The sequence below is a fragment of the Morganella psychrotolerans genome (assembly GCF_001676155.1).
Taxonomy (GTDB): Bacteria; Pseudomonadota; Gammaproteobacteria; order Enterobacterales; family Enterobacteriaceae; genus Morganella; species Morganella psychrotolerans.
In genome coordinates this window covers 751,174-771,775 of sequence record NZ_LZEW01000001.1, presented here as the reverse complement: position 1 = coordinate 771,775, position 20,602 = coordinate 751,174, and the positions used below count along the sequence as shown (strand labels likewise).

At 48.4% G+C, this 20,602-nt stretch carries 20 protein-coding genes and 1 pseudogene; 12 read left to right on the top strand and 9 right to left on the bottom strand.

The features are described from left to right. The first annotated feature begins 18 nt into the window (after window positions 1-18). Complete coding sequence (locus tag AYY16_RS03845; protein ID WP_067362308.1) at window positions 19-672, top strand: GNAT family N-acetyltransferase; 654 nt, start codon at window positions 19-21, stop codon at window positions 670-672. Here AYY16_RS03845 and AYY16_RS03840 read toward each other — a convergent pair. Next, on the bottom strand, window positions 642-1,631 hold the full coding sequence (locus AYY16_RS03840; protein WP_067362305.1) for a LysR family transcriptional regulator: 990 nt from the start codon (window positions 1,629-1,631) through the stop codon (window positions 642-644). The genes AYY16_RS03845 and AYY16_RS03840 overlap by 31 nt on opposite strands. A gap of 265 nt (window positions 1,632-1,896) precedes the next feature. Here AYY16_RS03840 and AYY16_RS03835 point away from each other — a divergent pair. Further along, window positions 1,897-3,172, top strand: a pseudogene (locus tag AYY16_RS03835) (amino acid permease). 37 nt (window positions 3,173-3,209) lie between these two features. After that, entirely contained in the window at window positions 3,210-4,385 is a 1,176-nt protein-coding gene (metC, locus tag AYY16_RS03830) for a cystathionine beta-lyase (RefSeq protein WP_067362302.1), read from the top strand. Window positions 4,386-4,547: 162 nt separating this feature from the next. Here metC and AYY16_RS03825 read toward each other — a convergent pair whose 3' ends face one another. Continuing rightward, window positions 4,548-5,048, bottom strand: coding sequence for a phosphatase PAP2 family protein (locus AYY16_RS03825; RefSeq protein WP_235846201.1), 501 nt, complete (start codon window positions 5,046-5,048; stop codon window positions 4,548-4,550). Between the two features lie 432 nt (window positions 5,049-5,480). On the opposite strand from AYY16_RS03825, the gene AYY16_RS03820 reads away from it, so the two are divergent. Further along, window positions 5,481-6,002 (top strand): GNAT family N-acetyltransferase, encoded by a 522-nt coding sequence (locus AYY16_RS03820; RefSeq protein WP_067362299.1) that lies wholly within the window; start codon window positions 5,481-5,483, stop codon window positions 6,000-6,002. Between the two features lie 18 nt (window positions 6,003-6,020). Here the strand turns inward: AYY16_RS03820 and AYY16_RS03815 are convergent, their stop codons facing one another. The 3 genes from AYY16_RS03815 to AYY16_RS03805 all read right to left on the bottom strand — a co-directional run bounded on the left by AYY16_RS03815 (window position 6,021) and on the right by AYY16_RS03805 (window position 8,929). Beyond that, a complete protein-coding gene (locus AYY16_RS03815) occupies window positions 6,021-7,205 on the bottom strand; it encodes an MFS transporter (RefSeq protein WP_067362296.1) in 1,185 nt (394 codons plus the stop codon). 245 nt (window positions 7,206-7,450) lie between these two features. Next, window positions 7,451-7,909 carry a nucleoside deaminase gene (locus AYY16_RS03810; RefSeq protein WP_067362293.1) on the bottom strand — a complete coding sequence of 153 codons (459 nt, stop codon included), beginning with the start codon at window positions 7,907-7,909 and terminating at the stop codon, window positions 7,451-7,453. Window positions 7,910-8,002: 93 nt separating this feature from the next. Beyond that, the gene (locus AYY16_RS03805) at window positions 8,003-8,929 is read right to left on the bottom strand and encodes a LysR family transcriptional regulator (protein WP_067362290.1); all 927 of its coding nucleotides are present in this window, start codon (window positions 8,927-8,929) and stop codon (window positions 8,003-8,005) included. 98 nt (window positions 8,930-9,027) lie between these two features. Here AYY16_RS03805 and AYY16_RS03800 point away from each other — a divergent pair, with 98 nt between their 5' ends. Continuing rightward, window positions 9,028-10,263: an MFS transporter gene (locus tag AYY16_RS03800; RefSeq protein ID WP_067362287.1), complete on the top strand. Its 1,236-nt coding sequence runs from the start codon at window positions 9,028-9,030 to the stop codon at window positions 10,261-10,263. On the opposite strand, the gene AYY16_RS03795 is transcribed toward AYY16_RS03800, so the two are convergent. Further along, window positions 10,190-11,599, bottom strand: coding sequence for an MFS transporter (locus AYY16_RS03795; RefSeq protein WP_067362283.1), 1,410 nt, complete (start codon window positions 11,597-11,599; stop codon window positions 10,190-10,192). The two genes, AYY16_RS03800 and AYY16_RS03795, sit on opposite strands and share 74 nt — an antisense overlap. A gap of 217 nt (window positions 11,600-11,816) precedes the next feature. On the opposite strand from AYY16_RS03795, the gene AYY16_RS03790 reads away from it, so the two are divergent. Further along, window positions 11,817-12,614: a helix-turn-helix transcriptional regulator gene (locus AYY16_RS03790; RefSeq protein ID WP_067362280.1), complete on the top strand. Its 798-nt coding sequence runs from the start codon at window positions 11,817-11,819 to the stop codon at window positions 12,612-12,614. An 80-nt stretch (window positions 12,615-12,694) separates the two neighbouring features. Here the strand turns inward: AYY16_RS03790 and AYY16_RS03785 are convergent, their stop codons facing one another. Continuing rightward, the gene (locus tag AYY16_RS03785; protein WP_067362277.1) at window positions 12,695-13,879 is read right to left on the bottom strand and encodes an MFS transporter; all 1,185 of its coding nucleotides are present in this window, start codon (window positions 13,877-13,879) and stop codon (window positions 12,695-12,697) included. 116 nt (window positions 13,880-13,995) lie between these two features. Between AYY16_RS03785 and AYY16_RS03780 the strand changes: the two genes are divergently transcribed. Together AYY16_RS03780 and AYY16_RS03775 are read left to right on the top strand one after the other, a co-directional pair. Further along, window positions 13,996-14,898 (top strand): LysR substrate-binding domain-containing protein, encoded by a 903-nt coding sequence (locus AYY16_RS03780; protein ID WP_067362275.1) that lies wholly within the window; start codon window positions 13,996-13,998, stop codon window positions 14,896-14,898. Between the two features lie 107 nt (window positions 14,899-15,005). Further along, window positions 15,006-16,070 carry an alpha/beta hydrolase family protein gene (locus AYY16_RS03775; RefSeq protein WP_150384702.1) on the top strand — a complete coding sequence of 355 codons (1,065 nt, stop codon included), beginning with the start codon at window positions 15,006-15,008 and terminating at the stop codon, window positions 16,068-16,070. Window positions 16,071-16,105: 35 nt separating this feature from the next. Here AYY16_RS03775 and AYY16_RS03770 read toward each other — a convergent pair whose 3' ends face one another. Then, the gene (locus AYY16_RS03770) at window positions 16,106-16,948 is read right to left on the bottom strand and encodes a PhzF family phenazine biosynthesis protein (RefSeq protein ID WP_067362267.1); all 843 of its coding nucleotides are present in this window, start codon (window positions 16,946-16,948) and stop codon (window positions 16,106-16,108) included. A gap of 200 nt (window positions 16,949-17,148) precedes the next feature. Between AYY16_RS03770 and AYY16_RS03765 the strand changes: the two genes are divergently transcribed. The 4 genes from AYY16_RS03765 (at window position 17,149) to AYY16_RS03750 (ending at window position 19,582) form a co-directional block, all read left to right on the top strand. Beyond that, complete coding sequence (locus AYY16_RS03765) at window positions 17,149-17,553, top strand: NUDIX hydrolase (protein ID WP_067362262.1); 405 nt, start codon at window positions 17,149-17,151, stop codon at window positions 17,551-17,553. A gap of 88 nt (window positions 17,554-17,641) precedes the next feature. Continuing rightward, complete coding sequence (locus AYY16_RS03760) at window positions 17,642-18,490, top strand: AraC family transcriptional regulator (RefSeq protein WP_067362259.1); 849 nt, start codon at window positions 17,642-17,644, stop codon at window positions 18,488-18,490. Between the two features lie 76 nt (window positions 18,491-18,566). Next, a complete protein-coding gene (locus AYY16_RS03755; protein WP_067362256.1) occupies window positions 18,567-19,274 on the top strand; it encodes an AzlC family ABC transporter permease in 708 nt (235 codons plus the stop codon). After that, the gene (locus AYY16_RS03750; protein ID WP_067362253.1) at window positions 19,271-19,582 is read left to right on the top strand and encodes an AzlD domain-containing protein; all 312 of its coding nucleotides are present in this window, start codon (window positions 19,271-19,273) and stop codon (window positions 19,580-19,582) included. Before AYY16_RS03755 ends, AYY16_RS03750 begins: the two co-directional genes overlap by 4 nt. A gap of 55 nt (window positions 19,583-19,637) precedes the next feature. Here AYY16_RS03750 and AYY16_RS03745 read toward each other — a convergent pair whose 3' ends face one another. Further along, on the bottom strand, window positions 19,638-20,591 hold the full coding sequence (locus tag AYY16_RS03745; RefSeq protein WP_067362250.1) for an ABC transporter substrate-binding protein: 954 nt from the start codon (window positions 20,589-20,591) through the stop codon (window positions 19,638-19,640). Window positions 20,592-20,602 lie beyond the last annotated feature (11 nt).

Genomic DNA, 20,602 nt, shown 5'->3' with positions numbered 1-20,602 from the left:
TCAGAAGGCAATATCCGCATGAGTGACACTCAGGCACTGAATTACAGCGAGTTACACAATATCACTGACACTGATATCACACAGATTAATGAGCTAATTATCACAACCTGGGACTACCGCAGTTGGATCCCGAAAGAGAAAGTTCTGCCGATGGCGGAATTTCTGCTCGATGATGTCATTCTGACCTCTTCGCGTATTTTTGTGGTCCGCGACGGGGAGGCAATTGCAGGGATTATGGCGGTTACCGCAGCCCCCGATCTGATACAAAAAGTGAATGCCAAAACCCGTCAGTACCGCGCCCTGAAAAACATTATTGCCAAAGAGCCGGTTCAGGAAGAAAGTCTGTTCGAACTGTATCTTAATACCCTGATTATTAACGGGGAATTACTGGCACACTGTGAACACCCTTTTGATGCCTCGCTGAATCTGTTTATGATTGATGCCCGTTACCGCGGACGCGGGATAGGCAACCAGCTCTGGCAGCACGCCATGCGTTATTTACGCGATAACAATGCTGCCCGCTATTTCCTCTGGACTGACAGTGATTCTGATTTCGGGTTCTATGAGCATAAAGGTTTACAGCGTATTGCGGCACAGCCTTATGACTGGGGCGGTCATGATGTCACTGAAACCTATTATGTTTATGCAGGTGAGTTACCACCTCTGTCCTGATGCATCCAACTGTCCCACGGCGGATCTGACGGCAGCTTATCCGCCAGAAAATCAATAAATGTCCTGATCTTCGGCGCGTGAGTATGCGCCGGGCTGTACAACGCATAAAGCGCAAACGGTGTTGTTTTCGGGTTATAGTCCGTCAGCACCGGTATTAACTCTCCGTTATTAATATAATCACCCAGCATATATGTCGGCAGGCATACAATCCCCTGATGACAACGTGCCGCTTCCAGTAATCCCAGGCTGCTGTTTACCTCAATAACATTATTAATAGCCAGCGGAAATGCCACGCCATCTTTGTCTGTCATCCGCCAGGTATCAGGAATATTCGGATTAATTAAACAGCGGTGCAATGCAATATCTGCCGGTGATTCGGGAATACCATGTTGTTCAAAATAGTGGCGGCTGCCGCAATACACCCAATTAATATTACACAATTTGCGTAATGCAAAATTATCCGGCGGATGACTGGTAATTCGTAATGCAATATCAAAGTCAGTTTCATTTAAATTAATTAATGCATCGTTGAGATCAACCGAAAGCCACACCTGCGGATTATTTTCCCTATATTCGCTGTAAAGCTGCATTAAATGGCAGACACCAAACGCAATCGAACAGGTTATTTTTAACTGCCCTTGTGCGTGCTGATAAAAACTGGCCGTGTTTACTAATGAATCATCCAGATCCGTCAGTAACTGTTGCGCTCGCTGCAATAAATAGCGGCCGGCTTCTGTCAGCACAAAATTACGGGTGGTTCGTTTCAGCAATACCACACCTAACTGCTCTTCCAGCTGTTGCAGCCCACGACTGACTGAAGAAGGTGTCACATTCAGTTTTTTCGCCGCACCACTCAGGCTGTTGCACTCTACAATTTTAATAAAAAGTTCCAGGTGCCGGAAAATCGCATAGCTGTCTATTTTTGCTTTAAACGCAAAAGTGTTTTTATTTATTAGCATAGTGTCACCCTTGTTCAGATTGCGTATTCCCGCTTACTATAACAACAGCTTTACCCTTATTCATTCAAACTGCAGGTTCGTTGGCTGCACCCAGCCCGCTGGGTCACATACTTGTGTATGCTCCCCCGACGGTCTGAGTTTGCCGCCTTCCTGCATCTTGAATGACGTTGGGTATATAACACCCACTGTACCCATACAACAAAAATATATTCACGTTGTTCCTGACTTTTTTAATAATTAAATCTATAACGTTGAGGAATTGACTATGCAGACAGATGCAAACTCACAAAGCGATTTACGAAAGATTCCGTTTACCAAATATGATACCGGCTGGGTTATTTTATGTATCGGTATGGCAATTGGTTCCGGCATTGTGTTTATGCCGGTTCAGGTTGGCATTAAAGGTATCTGGGTCTTTATTGCGGCAACCTTACTCTCTTATCCGGCGATTTACTGGCTGCAAAACTTATATCTGCGCACATTATCCGAATCAGATGAGTGTGAAGATTATGCCAGCGTAATTACCCAATATCTGGGGAAAAACTGGGGAGTAGCGCTCGGGATAGCTTATTTCCTGATGCTGCTTCACGGCATGTTCTCCTACTCACTGGCGGTCACATTTGACAGTGCGTCTTATATTAAAACATTTGGTTTATCCGAAGGATTATGGTCTGACTCCGTCTGGTACGGACTGATTATTCTGACAGTCCTGGTTGTTATTGCCGCACAGGGTGAACGCCTGTTATTCAAAATTTCCGGTCCGATGGTGATTGTGAAATTCGGTATTATCGTATTACTCGGCGTGGTGATGGTGCCATACTGGAATTTCGCGAATATCACGGCATTTCCTGATATTCTGCCTTTTCTGCGGGATGTGTTTCTGACTCTGCCGTTTACACTGTTCTCTATCCTGTTTGTTCAGATTTTAAGCCCGATGAACATTGCTTACCGCCGGGTGGAAAAAGATAAACGTATCGCGACATACCGGGCTATCCGCGCCAACCGTGTCGCCTACATTATTTTAGCCGTTGCCGTGTTGTTCTTTGCGTTTTCATTCACGTTCTCAATCAGTCATGAACAAGCAGTTTCCGCATTTGAACAAAATATCTCTGCGCTGGCGATTGCCGCTCAGGTTATTCCGGGTTCCGTTGTGAAAGTCATGACGGCGATGCTCAATATTTTCGCTATCCTGACCGCGTTTCTCGGCATTTATCTGGGCTTCCAGGAAGCAATTAAAGGAATTGTTGTCAACGTTCTGAGCCGCTTTATGCCGCAGGAGCGAATCAATCACACCGTATTGCATTACAGCGTATGCGCAGGTGTTATCCTGGCTCTGTGGTTCTGGGTGTCCACGCGCTTTTCAATTCTCTTTTTCATGCAGCTCGGCGGCCCGTTATTCGGCATCGTCTCCTGCCTGATCCCGTGCTACCTGGTGTATCGCGTGCCGGTATTACATAAATACAAAGGGGCGACAGTCTGGTTTATCATCTTTTTTTGGTGTGTTACTGTGCCTCTCTCCGTTCTTTAAATTTTTCGAATAATGCTGTATGAACAGCCCTGTTTATGTGTGAGGATTTTATGACGAAAAAAGCGGTTTCCGAGTTTCATATTGATACACAAATCACTCAGTTAGGCCGTGACCCGGCAACGCAGTCAGGTTTTGTTAATGCCCCGGTTTACCGGGGATCGACCGTGGTGTTTCCGACCATGGATGCCCTGCTCAATAACCGGGCTGAGTTTAACTACGGCACGGCGGGCACGCCGACCATCAAAAATTTAGAGCAATCCTGGAGCGCCCTTGCCGGTGCTGAAGGCACTGTATTATCACCCTCAGGGCTGGGTGCGATTGTACTGGCATTGCTGACAACACTGAAAACCGGCGATCACCTTCTGATGCCGGACAGCGTATACCGCCCGACCCGTAATTTCTGCCACGGGCTGCTGAACAAAATGGGGATTGTTACCACCTATTATGACCCGATGGCAGGCAGTGATATTGAATCGCTGATCCAGAGCAACACCGCCACCATTTTCCTTGAATCCCCTGGCTCCCAGAGCTTTGAAGTTCAGGATGTTCCGGCGATTGTGGCCGTGGCAAAACGCCATAATATCGCCACGATTATAGATAACACCTGGGCGACCCCATTGTTCTTCCGCGCCCATGATATGGGATGTGATATCTCTCTCGAAGCCGGGACAAAATACCTGGGCGGGCACTCAGATTTACTGATGGGGATTGTTTCAGCCAATGCCGCATGGTGGCCTGCACTGCGGGAAACTTATGATTTAATGGCCATGCTGCCGGGTGCCGAAGATTGCTTCCTTGCCCTGCGCGGGTTGCGCACCCTGCCAATCCGTCTGAAAGAAGCACAGGCGCGGGCGCTGGATATGGCGCACTGGCTGAAAGCACGCCCGGAAGTTATCCGGGTGCTGCATCCGGCATTTCCTGATTGCCCGGGGCATGAGATCTGGAAACGGGATTTCACCGGCTCTTCCGGGTTGTTCTCCATTGTGCTGGACCCGAAATTTACACAAGACGATATCGGGAAATTACTGGATGGTCTTTCTATTTTCGGAATGGGGTATTCATGGGGCGGATTTGAAAGCCTGATCATCCCGTTTGACTGCGCAGAATACCGCACAGTAACGCAGTGGAATCCCGGCGGACTGACATTGCGCCTGCAAATCGGACTGGAAGCCAGTGATGACCTGAAAACAGATTTAGCCGATGGATTCGCGCGTATGGCGAAGTGATATTGCCGTTGAAAAAGCAATAGTATGATAGTTAAAAAGACCGGCATTTTGCCGGTCTTTTGTGTTAGCGCACATAAAAAAAAGCCGCATATAATTATGCGGCAAGGAAGTCAGTAAGGGTACCAATAATAGTGAGTCTACTAATCAAACGTAAGGAAAAGGTTAAATCAAAAATACATAACACTGGAACGCAATCCAGCCCAGTACAGCGCCGGCAGGTAAATCAATCACATAATGCTGTTTGGTAAACATACAGGACAATGCAATCAGCAGCGGGAACATAAACACCCACGGACCCAGTGATGCATAAGCCAGTAACGCCGTTAATGTGGCAACGGATACGTGCATGCTAGGGAAACAGTTGGAAGTGTCATCAAATTTCTGTACAAACTGCAAGAATTTCTCAGATGCTTTCTTCCCTGTATTCATCTGACGCCAGTGTGCGGGTACGGCAACCGGGTAGACAACAAAGAAAAACATCTGCATAAACAATAAAATCACATAGCTGAATACGATGATAATAAATTGTCGTGAGTCCTGAATTATCCAGTTCAGATAAAGAATAGCCGGATAATAAAGAAAGCTGTATATCCATGACCACCAGGGCCAGAAAGGAATTTTTTCATCAATGGATGAATTAAACGTTTTAACAGGCCGTACCATGTTTCGTTGTGTAAAAAAAATAAAACTGGTAAACACCGACGATAATAATACCACTAAGCACCAGGTGAATGACCCTGTCGATGAACATCATCTGAAAATATCCTTTTATAAAAAATCAATTAAACTATTTTTCTGATTTTCAGTACACTGTGTTTTAACACACTGATACGACAAATACTATCGTGTCATTTTATGTTGATTTCCATAACGCCATAATTATCAACAAATTACCACCCTTCCGTTCCATAGGGATAATTCCTAATTTTTTCGGAAAACGAGTGCATAATATTGATATAGGAGGCATTATTTCACTCATTATTCGGGTTATCGTTCACTGGTCGGATATAACAAAACCTTAAACCCGGCTGATAAATCAGATATTTCACTAAAAATCATTATATTAAAACAATAAAATTAATGAGGTAAACACAAATGACAGCATTACTCACTTTACAGCCTGTTACACCGGATGAAATCACCGTACTCAGTGACGCGGGCGACAAAGCTTACCGACACCATTTTACCGGTTATTGGGATTCAGTGGCAGAACTAAATACTTATTTGAACAATGAATATCACCCGGAGCCCTTGCAGCAAAGCCTGGCGACACCCGGTGTATTCTGGTTTTTTATCTGTGCTGATGAAAAAATAATCGGTTTTTGTAAATTAACAGAGAATAGCCGGGCTGAAGGGAGCGAATATTGCGCAATGCTGCTGAACAAACTGTATTTTTTACCCGGTGAAACCGGAAAAAGTTACGGAAAAACGGTTTTTGGATTGATAGAAACATTTGCCCGCAGCCGGAACCAGCCTGGTTTATGGCTGGAAGTCCTGGAAAATAATACCGGCGCACAACATTTTTATCAGTCACAGGGAATGATAAAAACCGGCACCCTTGCGTTTGAAACCACACAGCAATCCTCTCAGTTATTTATAATGGAGAAAAAACTGTAATACTCGCTGTTATATTGCTCACGAATGCCTCTCATTATTATTTTTCCATTTTCCATTTACCGGTCTGATTAAGTACCCTGTCAGCCCGGTGGCTATACACAATAATATGACGGACGCGAACAATAACACCGTGCTGCCCTGTGAAGCCAGTAATGCCGCCGCACCAGGTAACAGTATAAAAATACCGACATTATTCATACTTTCAGAGAGTGCAAGCGCCTCACCTTTATTAGCCCCGGCACGTTCAGCCACGACAGATGTACTGACGGGCGCCGCGATACCCAGCATTCCGCCCCAGAGCATCATCCATAACAAGGAGTAGTAAAGACCACCGGTTCCGCGGATAAACGCGGCAATCATCAGGGTCATACCTGTCAGGCTTATCAGTAATAAACGCGATTCCGCTCTGTAACGGCGTATTATAAACGGCAGTAATATATTTCCGAGAAGCAATCCACCACCAAATATTCCGCTGATAAACCCGACCATTTCTGTCGGTAACCCGAAACGCAGGCGCAAAAGCTCACCACTGAGGACAAATAATGTTACAACAACGCTATTCCACAGACCTTTTGCCATCAGAAAACCAATCAGCCGGGGGTTATCGCGGATTTTTCCTGTTTTGTGAGAAACCGACAGTAGCGTGGTACTGATATTGCGGAACAAAAAAACACAGATTAACCACATAATCAGCCCGCCTGTCGCCGTCAGAATAAAGGGCATATACCAGCCCGTACGGGCTGTCAGCCAACCCGCCATAACCGGCCCGGATACAATACCGAGTGTCATTCCTGTCATAACATAGCCCATAATTGTTGCCCGCAGTGACGGAGGAAACTGTTCTGCAATCAGTGCAAATACGGTCGGGATCAGTGCTGCAGAAGCCAGCCCACCCAGAACCCGCAACCCGGCAGCAGCCACAAATCCCGGCGCCAGCGCCAGTGCAAACCCGTCAGCGGCAAATAACAACAGTGCTGCCTGTAACAACTTATAGCGGTTTACACGATCAGAAATCCGCCCCATAAAGGGAGCTGCGACGGCGTAAGATAAGGTATAAACCGCGATAAGCCAGGATGATTGTGCAGGTGTAACCGAAAATGCCTCTGCCAGTGGTGTCAGCATCGGTGACACCATAAATTCCGTTACACCGGTGAAAAAGACAATCATTGCCAGCACCGGCAGTAAATAAGGTGAAGTCATCATAAATTCCCGTGAAATAAGGTTAAAAGGATCGAGGAAAATAAAAATCACATCATCAGGGGAAGTTAATGCAGATAAAACGACAGGAAAAATAAGTGGTAACAATATTTGGGGGGAGGAACAGACATATTGTCACAATGACAGTAGTGTAAACGCAGGAAAGACGAAGAGGAACATAACCAGGTTATGCAGGGACGATTATAACAGAAACAGCCGCCGCCGGAAGCCGCGACCGTCCCTATGATAATTTAATGCTGATGCGCCTGCCATTGTGCATACAGAGACGGCTCATCATCCGGTTTTTGTTGTGTAAACGAAAATCCGGTCTGCTCATGAGGATCCGCGCGCAATGCCACGGCAATCAACTCTGTTGATAAGCCATAGGGCTGTGCATCGGAATTGGAATAAGCATAAACCGCCCGGGTAATGCCTGCCATGCGCATAGCAGCCAGACACATCGGACACGGCTGACCACTGGCGTAAACCACACAACCTTCCAGCCGGGTCTGACCGAGTGTCTGTCCGGCATGGCGCAATGCCAGCAACTCTGCATGTGCCGTCGGATCATTCAGTTCAGCCATCTGATTAACACCTTCGCTGATAATTTTGCCGTCTTTCACTATAACAGCGCCGAACGGACGTCCGCCTTTTTCAATATTGCGGCGTGCGAGTGCAATCGCCTGCTGCAAAAACTGTTTGTCAGCCATTCCCGATCCTTATTAACCAGTCAACGATATTCATCATAACAGCCGGATATCTGAATAATATCGTCTCGCACACAAGTTACATCATCCGTTTCCTTAATATTCCCATATTGCTTTACCCTGCCAGCGGGTTTCAAGCAATGCCAGAAATTGGCGGACTTTAGGCGGTAAAAACTGTTTTGACGGGTAAACGGCACACACCGGTTCTCCGGGGACTGAAAAAGAATTAAATAGTGGTATTAATTTACCCTGCGCTATCTGTGGTCCCGCAAGAAATGCACCAATCTGACAAATGCCGTTCCCTGCAAGCACCGCATCCAGGATAGCGCCGGTGTCCCCCAAACGCATCCTGCCTGTGACCGGCAGCGATATTATCTGTTTATCCCGGCTGAACTGCCAGGCAACCCGCCGCCCGCGGTGACAAAAAACCAGACATTCATGTGCGGTCAGTTCATCCGGTGTTTCCGGTGTACCTTTCCGTGCCAGGTAATCCGGCGATGCGCAGGTAATAAGACGGTGCGGTGCCAATACTTTCCGTACCAGGCGGCTGTCATCGTTTCCGCCGATGCGGATTGCCACATCGACTCCCTCCTGTACCAAATCACAATAATCATCAGAAAAATTGACATCAATCTCCACATCCACCCATTGCGCAGTAAAATCCTGTAAAACCGGCAACACATAGTGACGTCCGAATACCACAGGCAGGTCAATCCGTAATGTGCCCGACGGGGTTTGCTGCCCTTCATGCAGTGCATTTTCTGCATCATCCACCTCAGATAAAATCCGTTTTGCATGAAGATAAAAGCGCTCACCTTCTTCACTGAGGCGGATCTGCCTGGTTGTCCGGTGCAGGAGGCGGGTACTTACCCTGTTTTCCAGGCGCTGAATACATTTTCCGGCTGCCGAGCGGGAAATGTGCAGTTTTTCTGCTGCGGATGTGAAGCTCCCGGTTTCACTAACCCGCACAAAAACCAGCACATCAAATAAATTATCCAGCAATAAGCGATTTTTATCTGCCACGATTTGTCCCCGGTGTTACCCCATATCCCATCTTTATCTGTCATATTGGCGCAGATAGACTAACGCCTCAAGTTATGTTTATTTTTTATGAGGAATGTATGTCAGCCAATCATTGTTTATCTTTACCATCATTACGGCGGGGATGGCTTTCCGTTATTGCCATCACACTTGCCACCTTTGCGGTTGTCACCACCGAAATGCTGCCGGTCGGATTACTCAGCCCTATCGCTGCCGATTTTGATGTGCCGCAGGCACAAGTCAGCCTGCTGCTGACTATCCCGGCGATAGTAGCGACATTATGTTCCCCGCTGGTTATTTTATTTGCCGGTCAGCTGAACCGGCGTTCCCTGCTGATGCTGCTGATGGCATTGCTGATGCTGGCAAATATCAGTGCCGCTTTCGCTGGGCATTTTTATGTACTGGTTGCCGCACGGATTATTGTCGGGCTGAGTATCGGCGGGATCTGGGCGATAGCCGGTGGTATTGCCGTCCGCCTGTTGCCGGCCCGGTCGGTCGCCGCTGCAACATCATTGATTTTTGGCGGCGTGGCGGCGGCTTCCGTACTGGGCATCCCCGCAGGTATCATGCTGGGGGAACTGACCGGCTGGCGGGGAGTCTTCACTATCATGAGCGCATTTTCCCTCGCTATTCTGCTGTTACAAATGGTGTGCCTGCCATCTTTGCCCTGTACACACGCACCTGCTGTAAGCCGGTTTATAACGCAGTGGCGCCGCCCGGTTATCCGTACCGGTTTGTTTATCACGCTGCTGCTGGTAACCGGACATTTTATGATATTTACCTTTATCCGCCCGTTATTACATGAAGATCCGCAACTGCAACCTCAAAATCTGAGCGGATTACTGGCACTTTACGGTATTGCCGGGATAGCCGGAAACTTTCTGTTCGGGCTACTTGCCGGACGTCATCTGTACCGGGCTGTTTTTTGTATCATTACAGGGATCATTCTGACATTAGCCGGGTTACTTTTTCTTCCTCCTGTCATGACTGCCCGGATCCCGTTGGTCATTCTCTGGGGGCTCACCTATGGAGGTGTGTCTGTGGTACTGATGACCTGGATGATCCGATTCAGTGCGCCGGATATTGAAATAACCGGCGCTCTTTATATTGCTTTTTTTAATGCAGGGATCGCAGCCGGATCTGCTGCGGGCGGTATGTTTGTCTCCTCATTTTCACTTCAGGGGGATATCCGGGCTGCATTAGGTTGTGTACTTGCAGCCCTTCTGCTGACTGCTGTTTTCATCATCCGCTCACGCAGGGCTTGCGCGTCAGCCGGTAAAGAAACCACGCCGCACACAATGCCATCAGAATATTAAACCCGAGACTCAGGCTGAATGCAGTAACAGACCCGGCAGTCAATGAAGTAATAACCTCAGACTTAAATGAAAATTGCAGAATAACGGATACCGCGGTAGCCCCTGCTGCCGCACCGATTTGTTGCAGTGTGGCGGTCAGTCCGGAAGCCATTCCGGTATCTTGCGCAGAAACACGGGAGAGCACCAGGTTCAGCATCGGGGTCATGATCATTCCCTGGGTAAAACCCACCCAGAACAACAATGGGGTGAGTAACCACAGCGTATCACCGGCGGGCAACAGATGAAGCCCTGTAATCAGTGCGAGATAACCGGCGGCATACCATAATGCGCCCCGGAAAATAACCCGCTCTCCGTATTTGATCATCGCGCCGGGCGTGATAAATGAGGCAATAACAAATCCGATACTGGCAGGAACAAAAATCAGCCCGGCTTCCAGTGGCGTTGCCCCCATACTGTTTTGCAGCAACAGAGAAAGTATCAGCGGAAATGCAGAGGATGTGGCATACACACAAACCACGACGCCGGTGCCGGTAACAAACGACCGGTTGCGTAATATTGCCATATCAAACAGCGGTGTTTTACCTTTGCGGGACAGGTTAATTTCATGACGGACAAAGCACCACAACAGAATAATACCGGTGATAAATAACCCGCTGCTGCGCCAATCCCGGCCCCATACCGGTAACATCAGTAACGGCAACAACAGCATACTGATAGCGGCTGCTGAAAGAATGACACCGCACCAGTCCGGTGTTAACCGGCCTTCTGCCCGCCCTTCCTGTAAATAACGGGATAACATCAGTGCCAGAATACCGACCGGCAGATTGACCAGGAAAATCAGCCGCCAGCTCATACCAAACAGATCCAGTGTAATAAGCCAGCCGCCCAGCGCCTGCCCGGCAATCGCGGCAAGCCCGAGCGTCATTCCCAGGTAACCGAAGGCTTTTTTTGCCTGTGTTTCATTAAAATTAAGGCGGATCCCGGCGTAGACCTGCGGAAACAGGAGTGCGGCAGCAAGCCCCTGAATAAAGCGGGCTGTCACCAGCAGTGTCGCGGTGGGCGAAAATGCACACAACAATGATGCGACAGTAAAACAGGTCATACCAACACGGTACAAACAGCGCCGCCCGTAAATATCACCAAGACGCCCGCCGGTGATAAGCAACAGCCCGAAAGCCAGTTCATACCCGACAATAATCAGTGTCAGCTCCGTAAAACTGGTGTGTAAATCGCGCTCAATGCTGACTATCGCCACATTAACCACAAATAAATCAAAAATAGTGACAAACCCGGCAAGGACTAATACAAACAGCGCGATCCGTTGTTGCTGATTCATTTTTTATCTCATTATGTAACCAATTCTATACCCGACGTCATTCAGGATGCAGGCAACGAACCTGTAGTTTGAATGAATCCGGGTATAAGCAGGAATGAGACTATAATCGGGGTGTTATCCTGTTACAATTTAACTGGTTATACTATTACTAAAAGCAACAGGCTATATTATTGCAACAGGCTGACAAAACATAACTGATGACACAGGACTACCGACAATGAGTGATAAAGCACGAACCCGCCCGGAACTGGCTGATTTCCTGCGGACAAAACGCGAAAGCCTGACACCGGCAAGTGCAGGTCTGCCGCATACCTCGCGGCGGCGCACTCCCGGACTGCGGCGGGAAGAAGTTGCAGCACTCGCGGGTGTCGGGCTGACCTGGTACACCTGGCTTGAGCAGGGTCGCGAAATTGGTGTATCCACCCGCTTTCTGGATAATCTGGCGCGGACGTTGCAGCTCAATGATGCTGAACGTCAGCACCTTTATCTGCTGGCACACCAGCGGGTACCGGAAACCACAAGTGAAACGGAGCATCATGTCCCCGCTGTGATCACCCGTATGCTGGATGATTTTCCGGACAGTTATCTTTGTTATGTACTGAATCTGCATTGGGATGTACTGGCTTATAATGACAAAGCGGACAGATATTTTCATTTTTCTGATGCCACGCCCAAAATGCGCAACTTTTTATATATGCTGTTTACTGATCCGCGCTATCAGACCCGTTTTACTGACTGGGATATTGATGCACAGCGCCTGCTCGCCAGTTTCCGCCGTGATTATGCGCGGACAAAACAAGACCCCGCGATTCAGTTGCTTATCCGTACATTATGTGAGGAATCCCCGGTATTTAACCGGCTGTGGAATATTCATGAGATTTATCAGCCCTGTAACGGAATGCGGGAGATTGAATTTGACGGACAGCGGGAAACCTACGAGTACGCGTCACTGACATTTGATATTGATAAATCAAACCGGCTGCTGGTGTATACGCCGGTCAGTGATGAGGAATAACCATTAAAACAACCGCAGCAACTGCACAGTATAACAATATGGTGCAACAGGCTGCGGTTATGCGGGAAATATCAGATAACTCAGCTTTCAGTACAGTGTTTTGCTTTCATCATCCGCTGACGTTTTGCCTGACGCAATGTGACCTGAAGGATAATTAACCCGCCCGCAGCAACAGCAGCACCGGCATAACTGACCGCAGAATAATCACCACCGTTCGCCAGTACAGATGCCCCCAGCGCCGCACCAACAGCATTACCCAGGTTAAACGCCCCGATATTGACCGATGATGCCAGCGCCTGTGCTTCCGAGGCTACCTGCATCACTTTTACCTGTAACGGCGGCACAATCCCGAAGCTTGCCAGCCCCCAGACAACCAGCATTACGCCCGCCGTGACACTGTCACTTGCTACCATAGGGAACAGCACCATGGTCAGCGCCAGCAGGGTAAATAATCCGTATAATGTGCGGGAAACTGAGCGGTTTGCCCAAACGCCGCCGAGGTAGTTCCCCAGCGTAAATCCCAGACCAACCAGCACCAGCATGATACTGATTTGTGCTTCCGGCACACCGGAGATAAACATCAGTGACGGCGAAATATAGGTATAAAATGTAAACATTGCACTGGCACCGAGCACAGTACACAGCATCGCCAGTAACACTGCCGGGCGGGTCAGCACCTGTAATTCGCGGCGCAGGTTCAGCTCTTGTCCCTGCATATTACGCGGCAGAGAGCGCAACAGTGCCAGCATAGTTATCAGCCCTAATACACTGATGGCAAAGAAAGATTCACGCCAGCCCAGTATCTGGGATAACCGGGTGATCGCCGGTACGCCACCGATATTGGCAATGGTCAGTCCCATAAACATCCCTGCGATAGCACTCGCCTCTTTCCCTTTCGCGACCACGCGGGTCGCCACCATCGCGCCTATCCCGAAAAATGCGCCGTGATTCAGGCTGGTAATAAAGCGGGCGATAAGCAACATTTCATAATTCGGCGACAGCGCCGACAAAATATTACCGAGGGTAAAAATGCTCATCAGAAAAATCAGGGCAGCTTTCGGTGAACGCTTAATTAATAACAATGTCATAATTGGCGCACCCAACATTACCCCCAGCGCATACACCACAACCAGCATACCGGCAGTAGGAATGGAAACCGCCAGTGAACCTGCGATTTCCGGCAGCATGCCCATCGGGGAAAATTCGGTCGCACCGATAGCAAAAGCCCCGACAGAAAGGGATAACAGTGCAGTATTTGTTCGCATAATGTCCTCAGAAAATAATAACAACGCCACTTTGTTGTAAGTGCGGCGATTGTGTCACATTGATTCTGGCGGAAATAGTCGTTAATCTGCAAAAAATAATTGAGTGAAACGCGAAAATGAACATTACGCTGGAAGAGATGCGGGTATTTATCGCTGTGGTGGACAGCGGATCTATCACTGCCGCCGCCGCACAGAGCGGACTGACGGTTTCTGCCACCAGCCGCGCCCTGCTGCGTCTGGAAGAAAAAATGAACAGCACACTCGTCTTACGTACGACCCGGCGGCTGAAACTGAGTGAGGAAGGCGCGGTATTTTTGCACAAAGCCCGGGATGTGGTACAGCTCGCACAGGAAGCAGAAGATGCGCTGATGAACCACCAGCAGATCCCGTCCGGTATTTTGCGGGTGGATGCATCAACGCCCTTTCTTATTCATGTGATAACACCGCTGGTGGCGCAGTTTAATGAGCTCTACCCGCAGATCCGCCTGGAACTGACCAACTATGAAGGTGTTATTAATTTACTTGAAAAACAGACAGATATTGCATTTCGTATCGGGACACTCGCGGACTCTTCTCTTCACGCCACATTACTGGGTCACAGCCGGTTGCGCATTTTAGCCAGCCCGCACTATCTGCAACAGTACGGCGAACCCAAAACACCACAGGAGCTGACACAACACCGCCTGCTGGGATTTACCTCGCCGGAAAGTCTGAATGAATGGCCGCTGTATTATAATGATAAAAAAGGACTGAAAATCACCCCTGATATTGCCGCAAGCAGCGGGGAAATTCTCTGTAATCTGACTCGTCAGGGTGCAGGGATTGTCTGTATGTCCGATTTTATGACCCATGAGATGCGCGAAAGCGGCGAATTCCGGCAGATCCTGACCTCATTTACGTATGAAAACAAACAACCCATTCACGCAGTCTATTACCGGAGTCAGACTCTCTCCCCGCGCCTGCGCTGCTTTATCGATTTCATTATGCAGCACAGCCAGAGCCTCAAACGCCTGAGCTGAATCTGAACACAATATTAAGCCCACAACGGATAGCTCAGGGAAATGTTCGACATTATATTTCAGATTGTTTAGTCTAATTTTTATCTGCTCTTCTGAGAGAAATAATAATGAAATACGCCGCCACCCGCATATTAACCAGGCTATTTTTCTTACTGCTGACAGCCGGTGTTGTGCTGTTTTTTACCAGTCACCTTGATGATTTCGATTTTGATAACGCGATACAGCAGGAACTGACCTTTGAATCACAGGGTAATACCCTTTCCGGCACACTTCTGTTACCGGGAAGCGGACAACCGGCGGCGGTTGCCGTTATTATTCACGGCGATGGCCCGCAGGATCGTTATTCCAATATGGGTTACAGCCCGCTGTTTAACACACTGACAGATGCCGGTATTGCGGTGTTTTCATGGGACAAAGCCGGTGTCGGCAGCAGCCGGGGAAACTGGCCGGATCAATCAATGCCGGATCGCGCAGAAGAAGCGGCAGCCGCACTGCGCTTTATTCAGTCCCGCTATCCGGACGGCACTGTGCAAGTCGGCTTTCTCGGTTTTTCCCAGGCGGGATGGGTTATCCCTGCGGCGGCCGGACAATCACATCCGGCATTCTCTGTGATTATCGGCGGAGCGGTTAACTGGCGGGATCAGGGGCAGTTTTATCAGGGATTGCGCTATGCGCAGCAGGGAAAAACACCTGATGATATCGCCCGTTTGCTGGCGGAAGAGCAAACAGAAAATGACCGTATTTTCGCAATGAATGGTTCAAAAGACCCGGCGCAACGCAGTGATATGACGCCGGATCGCTTTGCGTTCGTAGCAAAAAATTACCTGAGTGATTCATCCGCTGACCTGCCGCGCATGAACGGGCGCGTATTAGCGGTATGGGGCGCGGAAGATTTAAATGTAAATGCGCGCACTGATGCCTGTCATTATCAGTCAGCCCTGAAAGATAATCCGCAGGCTGATGTGATTATTTTTCCGCAGGCCGGTCACGGATTACTCCGCGCACCCGCCTTTAATTATCAGTTGGAAAGTGACTGGCCGGTGTTGCGCCGGTGGCATTTTTTGTATGCCGGACGCGATGCCTATTATCCCGGCGCCCTGAACATCATTACAGACTGGATAGAAAACGAAAAACCGGATTTAGCGCCTTATATGCCGGTCTGTAAAGTCTGATAAATCCCTTACAGACCGGAAAAACAGGGACATAATCAGCGCAGAGACACCTGCCCGGTGATAACAGAAACCACATCACCGGCAACCCACACATCAGCGCCCTCTTTGCTCAGAAAAATCTGTCCGTCACGACTGAGTGCCCGTCCCTGATTGGCCGTATATTTTTCCGGCAATGTGCCGTTGCCAATCAGCCATTGTGCCAGTGACGCATTCAGACTACCGGTGACAGGATCTTCCTCCACCAGGGAACAACAGAATGCGCGCACTTCCAGTTGTACCGGACCCGTCTGATCGTCATACAGAGCGCAAATACCAATATCATAACCATTCAGGCGGGAATAATCCGGCTTAACCGCCAGCACGCTTTCAACGCAAGTCAGTTGCAGACCTATCCAGCCCGGCCCGTTATCCACCCATGCAGAACGCACAACATCCGCATCTGTTAATCCCAGCGCACTGATAATATGAGCCAGTTTATCAGGCTCCACATCCCCGCCGCGCAACAATTTTGGCGCGGCAAATGCCAGCTTTTCATCCTGCTGACGAATAGGCACTAACCCCACGCCACACTCCTGGATAATAGTGCGTTTTTCCTGAAACGACTGCGTCTCCCGCCAGACATAGCAAGAGCCAAGAGTCGGATGCCCGGCAAACGGAAGCTCACCGTCCGGGGTAAAAATACGTACGCGATAATCCGCCTGCGGATCGACCGGTTTGAGCAAAAAGGTGGTTTCACTCAGATTTGTCCAGCGGGAAAAGCGCAACATATCCTCATCCGTCAAATCATCAGCATCAACAACGACCGCCAGCGCATTGCCCAGTAACGGCACCGCAGAGAAAACATCAACCTGATAGAAGCGATGGGGTTTGGTATTCAATGTTATTATCCTTAATCCCCTTATTCATTCAAACTACAGGTTCGTTGGCTACGCTCAGCCAGCCTGCATCTTAAATGACGTTGGGTATAATGTTTCTTAGTCAGTTAGCGGTACACTGATTATTACCTCAAAAATACATTATGATGTACTGTTTTAATAACGATAGTGATAATTAATTATATAAACTCTGAGAAATGACCATGACCACAAAAATGATTGATAAACTGGCACTGATTACCCTGAAAGATGGCAAAGTCGCGATGGTGCACTCACATAATAAAACCCTGTTTTATGCCCCGGGCGGTAAACGTGAGGCGGGTGAAACGGATGAACAGGCACTCTGTCGTGAAATTGATGAAGAATTGACCGTTACCCTGATACCGGACTCTATCTCTTTTTACGGTGATTTTACCGGACAGGCGGATGGCAAGCAGGACGGCACGCAAGTACGCATCCGTTGTTTTCAGGCTGAATTTACCGGTGAACTGAAACCGGCGGCTGAAATTGCTGAACTGGCATGGCTCGACAGCCGTGACCTGCCCCGCTGCTCTCTGGTGGCAGCGTTGATTATTAAAGACCTGAGCGCACGTAAATTAATTAATTGAATTTTCGCGGCAGATGCGCAATTTTGTACAAGACAGACAACCAATCTGCTGTTTGAATGAATAAGGGTATAAATACAGGTCTATTTTTATGCATGACAAACAGCCGGAGCTCCGGGAAACAGCGGATTATTTTCACCTGGACGATTTTTATGGTCTGGGTATGCTCTCGGCACGCTATCATCAGCAAAAATTCAGCCGTCACACTCATGAGGGCTTTTGTATTGGTGTGATTGAAGATGGTGTACAGCAGTTCTTCCGCACCGGCAGTAATCATTATGCTCCGACCGGGGATATCATCCTGGTGAATTCGGATGAGATCCACACCGGCTCTTCCGCCCTGGAAACCGGCTGGGCTTACCGGGCGATTTACCCGACACCTGAAATGCTGGACACCCTGATGCGGGATCTGAAAGCGACAGACCAGAGCTTTGTTCCCTGGTTTACCAGTGCTGTGGTACATGACCCGGGGTTGTCCGCACAACTGCGGCTGCTGTTTGATTTACTGCTCAAACCGGATAACCGTCTGCTCAAAGGCTCACTGTTGCTCTCCACCCTCGCATGGCTGATAACCCGTTATAATAAAAAAAGTTTTTCCGGGATTGAAATAACCCCTGCCGGTCAGCGCCTGCAACATATCGCGGATATGATGAGCAGCCAGCCGGAGACTGATTACGCACTGGACGACCTTGCCGCACTCGCAAACCTGAGTCCGTGGTACTTTCTGCGCCAGTTTCGTCAGCGCTACGGCATGCCGCCCCATGCCTGGCTTATCCAGGCGCGCCTGCGCAAAGCACGTCAGTTACTGATTGACGGCGGTCGCCCGGCTGATATCTCCGTTCAGTGCGGATTTACTGACCAAAGCCATTTTACCCGCCATTTCAAACGGGCAATGGGCATTTCACCCGGTAAATTTATCCATAACCGCCGCACCCGCTGAGCAATTTTATACAATCTTCCTACCCTCTCTGATGCCAGAGTATCCGCTACTGTTTTATGCTGACGGATGGCTCACTATGACGATAACCTCTGATTTACCCGTATCACCTCTGAAGGATTTTTTTACCGGCGCGCTGCATATGACCCCGCTGAATCTCGCTGTGGTTCCCTGGGCAATCCTTGCCGGTTCGATGGCGGTGGACAGCGGGCTGACCTTTGCACAAAGTGTGGCGATGTCCGCGATGATGTTTGCCGGTGCTGCTCAGCTTGTAACGCTCGGGTTGCTAAACAGTGGCGCCGGGATTATCACGATTATTGTGTCTGTTTTTTTTATCACCTCACAGCACCTGCTTTACGGGCTGACGCTGCGCCCGCATGTACGTTCGTTCACCCCGGTACAACGCGCGGGTATCGGTTTTTTACTGACAGATGAACTCTTTGCCGTCAGTGTTGCCGGGCGCAGACAGTTGAGTTTTGCGTATCTTTTCGGCGCCGGGCTCAGTTTTTACCTGGTCTGGGTGCTGGTCAGCGTGCTCGGAATTGTTCTCGCGCACAGCATCAGTGACCTGAGTCAGCTAAAACTGGATTTCTCAGTCGTCGCGACATTACTGGCCATTGTTGTGCCGCTGATTAAATCTAAAAGTGCATTAACCGGTGCAATTATCTCTTTTGCACTGACTATTTTCCTGACACGCCAGGGTATTCAGGGCAGCACAGTGGTAGCCGGTGTCAGCGCCATGCTGATTGCTGTCTTCCTGGGTCGTAAATGGGGGGATGTAAAATGAGCTGGGGATTAATTCTGACACTGACAGTGATGTTTTTTTCACTGCGCTTTATTTTTCTGATCCCGGGGCTGCCGCTGCGTCTGCCCGTCTTTGTGCAACAGGCACTGACTTACTCTGCGCCCTGCCTGCTGGTGGCTATTTGTGCGCCAATTGTATTATTGGAAGAGCAACAATTCCGGGAGATAAGTGATAATCCGTATTTATGGGGAACACTGTTTTGCATAATATCTGCGCGATTAATTAAAAATACCTTGCTGACAGTTGTTCTGACACTGGTTTTTTTCTATTCACTGATTTATCTGTTTTAATTATACTCGTCATACTTCAGCACCGGATAAAAACCGGTGCTGAACAAATACACGATTAATGTTTCTCGTGTATTTCTTTTGCCAGTGCCGGCAGAATATCAATAGAACGGGGACCCGGAACAAGCTCAGATAAATTCACTTTTATATAATTTTTATTTTTTATCGCACTGACGCCCTGCATTTCCGGCATAGATTCAAGAAACGCTACTTTCTGGTCATAATCATCATCATTACGGAAGCCTTTATAGACAGGTATAATAATGACTTGTGGATCAGACATAATCACATCTTCCCAGTTACCGACAGCCCAGGTCTTTTTAATGCCTTTCCCGGCGAAAATATTTTTCACTGAAATTAATTTAAGCATTTCCGTCGTATACCCCTCAAAAAAAGTATAAGGCTTACCATCCTGTGAATCAAAAATAAACGCGGTTTTCTCAGGGTATTTATTAATATGGCTGACGACTGATTTTAATTTTTCTTTTTCAGACGCAACATATTTATGAGCATTGTCTTCAACGCCAAAAATCTCACCAAACTTCAGCAGATCATTAAAATAGGTATTCACATCCGCGTCTGAAGAGGTCATTGATTCGGGGATATAAACAGAAACGCCTTCCGGAACAATTTTATTCGCTTCCAGTGCTAATTTAGAATATGAATTTGCCCAGCCGGTGGAAAAATCAGGGGAAACTGACATAAACACTTCATAAGAGGGCCATTTTTCTGCCAGCACCGGGATTTTGTCATACGCTTCTTTGACCGGCGGATAAATAGGCTCTTCCAGAAAGGCGGTTCCCACCATACGGTCACCTAATCCCAGTACCAATAACATCTCCGTGGTGATCTGGCTGAGGGAAACAATACGCTGCGGGTGTTTATCCAGTTTAAAATGATATTCACTGCCGTCCAGATTTGCATCAAACTGAACCGGTGCCAGTGCAGTGTGCGCCGGTAGTGAAAATAGTGCAGAGATAATAAATGTACTCAGTAATAATTTTTTCATCATTCCCTCTCCGG

Excerpts from the sequence above, each read along its gene's own strand:
- AYY16_RS03845 (WP_067362308.1), top strand. The coding sequence starts at position 19 with ATGAGTGACACTCAGGCACTGAATTACAGCGAGTTACACAATATCACT.
- AYY16_RS03840 (WP_067362305.1), bottom strand. The coding sequence starts at position 1,631 with ATGCTAATAAATAAAAACACTTTTGCGTTTAAAGCAAAAATAGACAGC.
- metC (WP_067362302.1), top strand. The coding sequence starts at position 3,210 with ATGACGAAAAAAGCGGTTTCCGAGTTTCATATTGATACACAAATCACT.
- AYY16_RS03825 (WP_235846201.1), bottom strand. The coding sequence starts at position 5,048 with ATGGTACGGCCTGTTAAAACGTTTAATTCATCCATTGATGAAAAAATT.
- AYY16_RS03820 (WP_067362299.1), top strand. The coding sequence starts at position 5,481 with ATGACAGCATTACTCACTTTACAGCCTGTTACACCGGATGAAATCACC.
- AYY16_RS03815 (WP_067362296.1), bottom strand. The coding sequence starts at position 7,205 with ATGATGACTTCACCTTATTTACTGCCGGTGCTGGCAATGATTGTCTTT.
- AYY16_RS03810 (WP_067362293.1), bottom strand. The coding sequence starts at position 7,909 with ATGGCTGACAAACAGTTTTTGCAGCAGGCGATTGCACTCGCACGCCGC.
- AYY16_RS03800 (WP_067362287.1), top strand. The coding sequence starts at position 9,028 with ATGTCAGCCAATCATTGTTTATCTTTACCATCATTACGGCGGGGATGG.
- AYY16_RS03795 (WP_067362283.1), bottom strand. The coding sequence starts at position 11,599 with ATGAATCAGCAACAACGGATCGCGCTGTTTGTATTAGTCCTTGCCGGG.
- AYY16_RS03790 (WP_067362280.1), top strand. The coding sequence starts at position 11,817 with ATGAGTGATAAAGCACGAACCCGCCCGGAACTGGCTGATTTCCTGCGG.
- AYY16_RS03785 (WP_067362277.1), bottom strand. The coding sequence starts at position 13,879 with ATGCGAACAAATACTGCACTGTTATCCCTTTCTGTCGGGGCTTTTGCT.
- AYY16_RS03780 (WP_067362275.1), top strand. The coding sequence starts at position 13,996 with ATGAACATTACGCTGGAAGAGATGCGGGTATTTATCGCTGTGGTGGAC.
- AYY16_RS03775 (WP_150384702.1), top strand. The coding sequence starts at position 15,006 with ATGAAATACGCCGCCACCCGCATATTAACCAGGCTATTTTTCTTACTG.
- AYY16_RS03765 (WP_067362262.1), top strand. The coding sequence starts at position 17,149 with ATGACCACAAAAATGATTGATAAACTGGCACTGATTACCCTGAAAGAT.
- AYY16_RS03760 (WP_067362259.1), top strand. The coding sequence starts at position 17,642 with ATGCATGACAAACAGCCGGAGCTCCGGGAAACAGCGGATTATTTTCAC.
- AYY16_RS03755 (WP_067362256.1), top strand. The coding sequence starts at position 18,567 with ATGACGATAACCTCTGATTTACCCGTATCACCTCTGAAGGATTTTTTT.
- AYY16_RS03750 (WP_067362253.1), top strand. The coding sequence starts at position 19,271 with ATGAGCTGGGGATTAATTCTGACACTGACAGTGATGTTTTTTTCACTG.
- AYY16_RS03745 (WP_067362250.1), bottom strand. The coding sequence starts at position 20,591 with ATGATGAAAAAATTATTACTGAGTACATTTATTATCTCTGCACTATTT.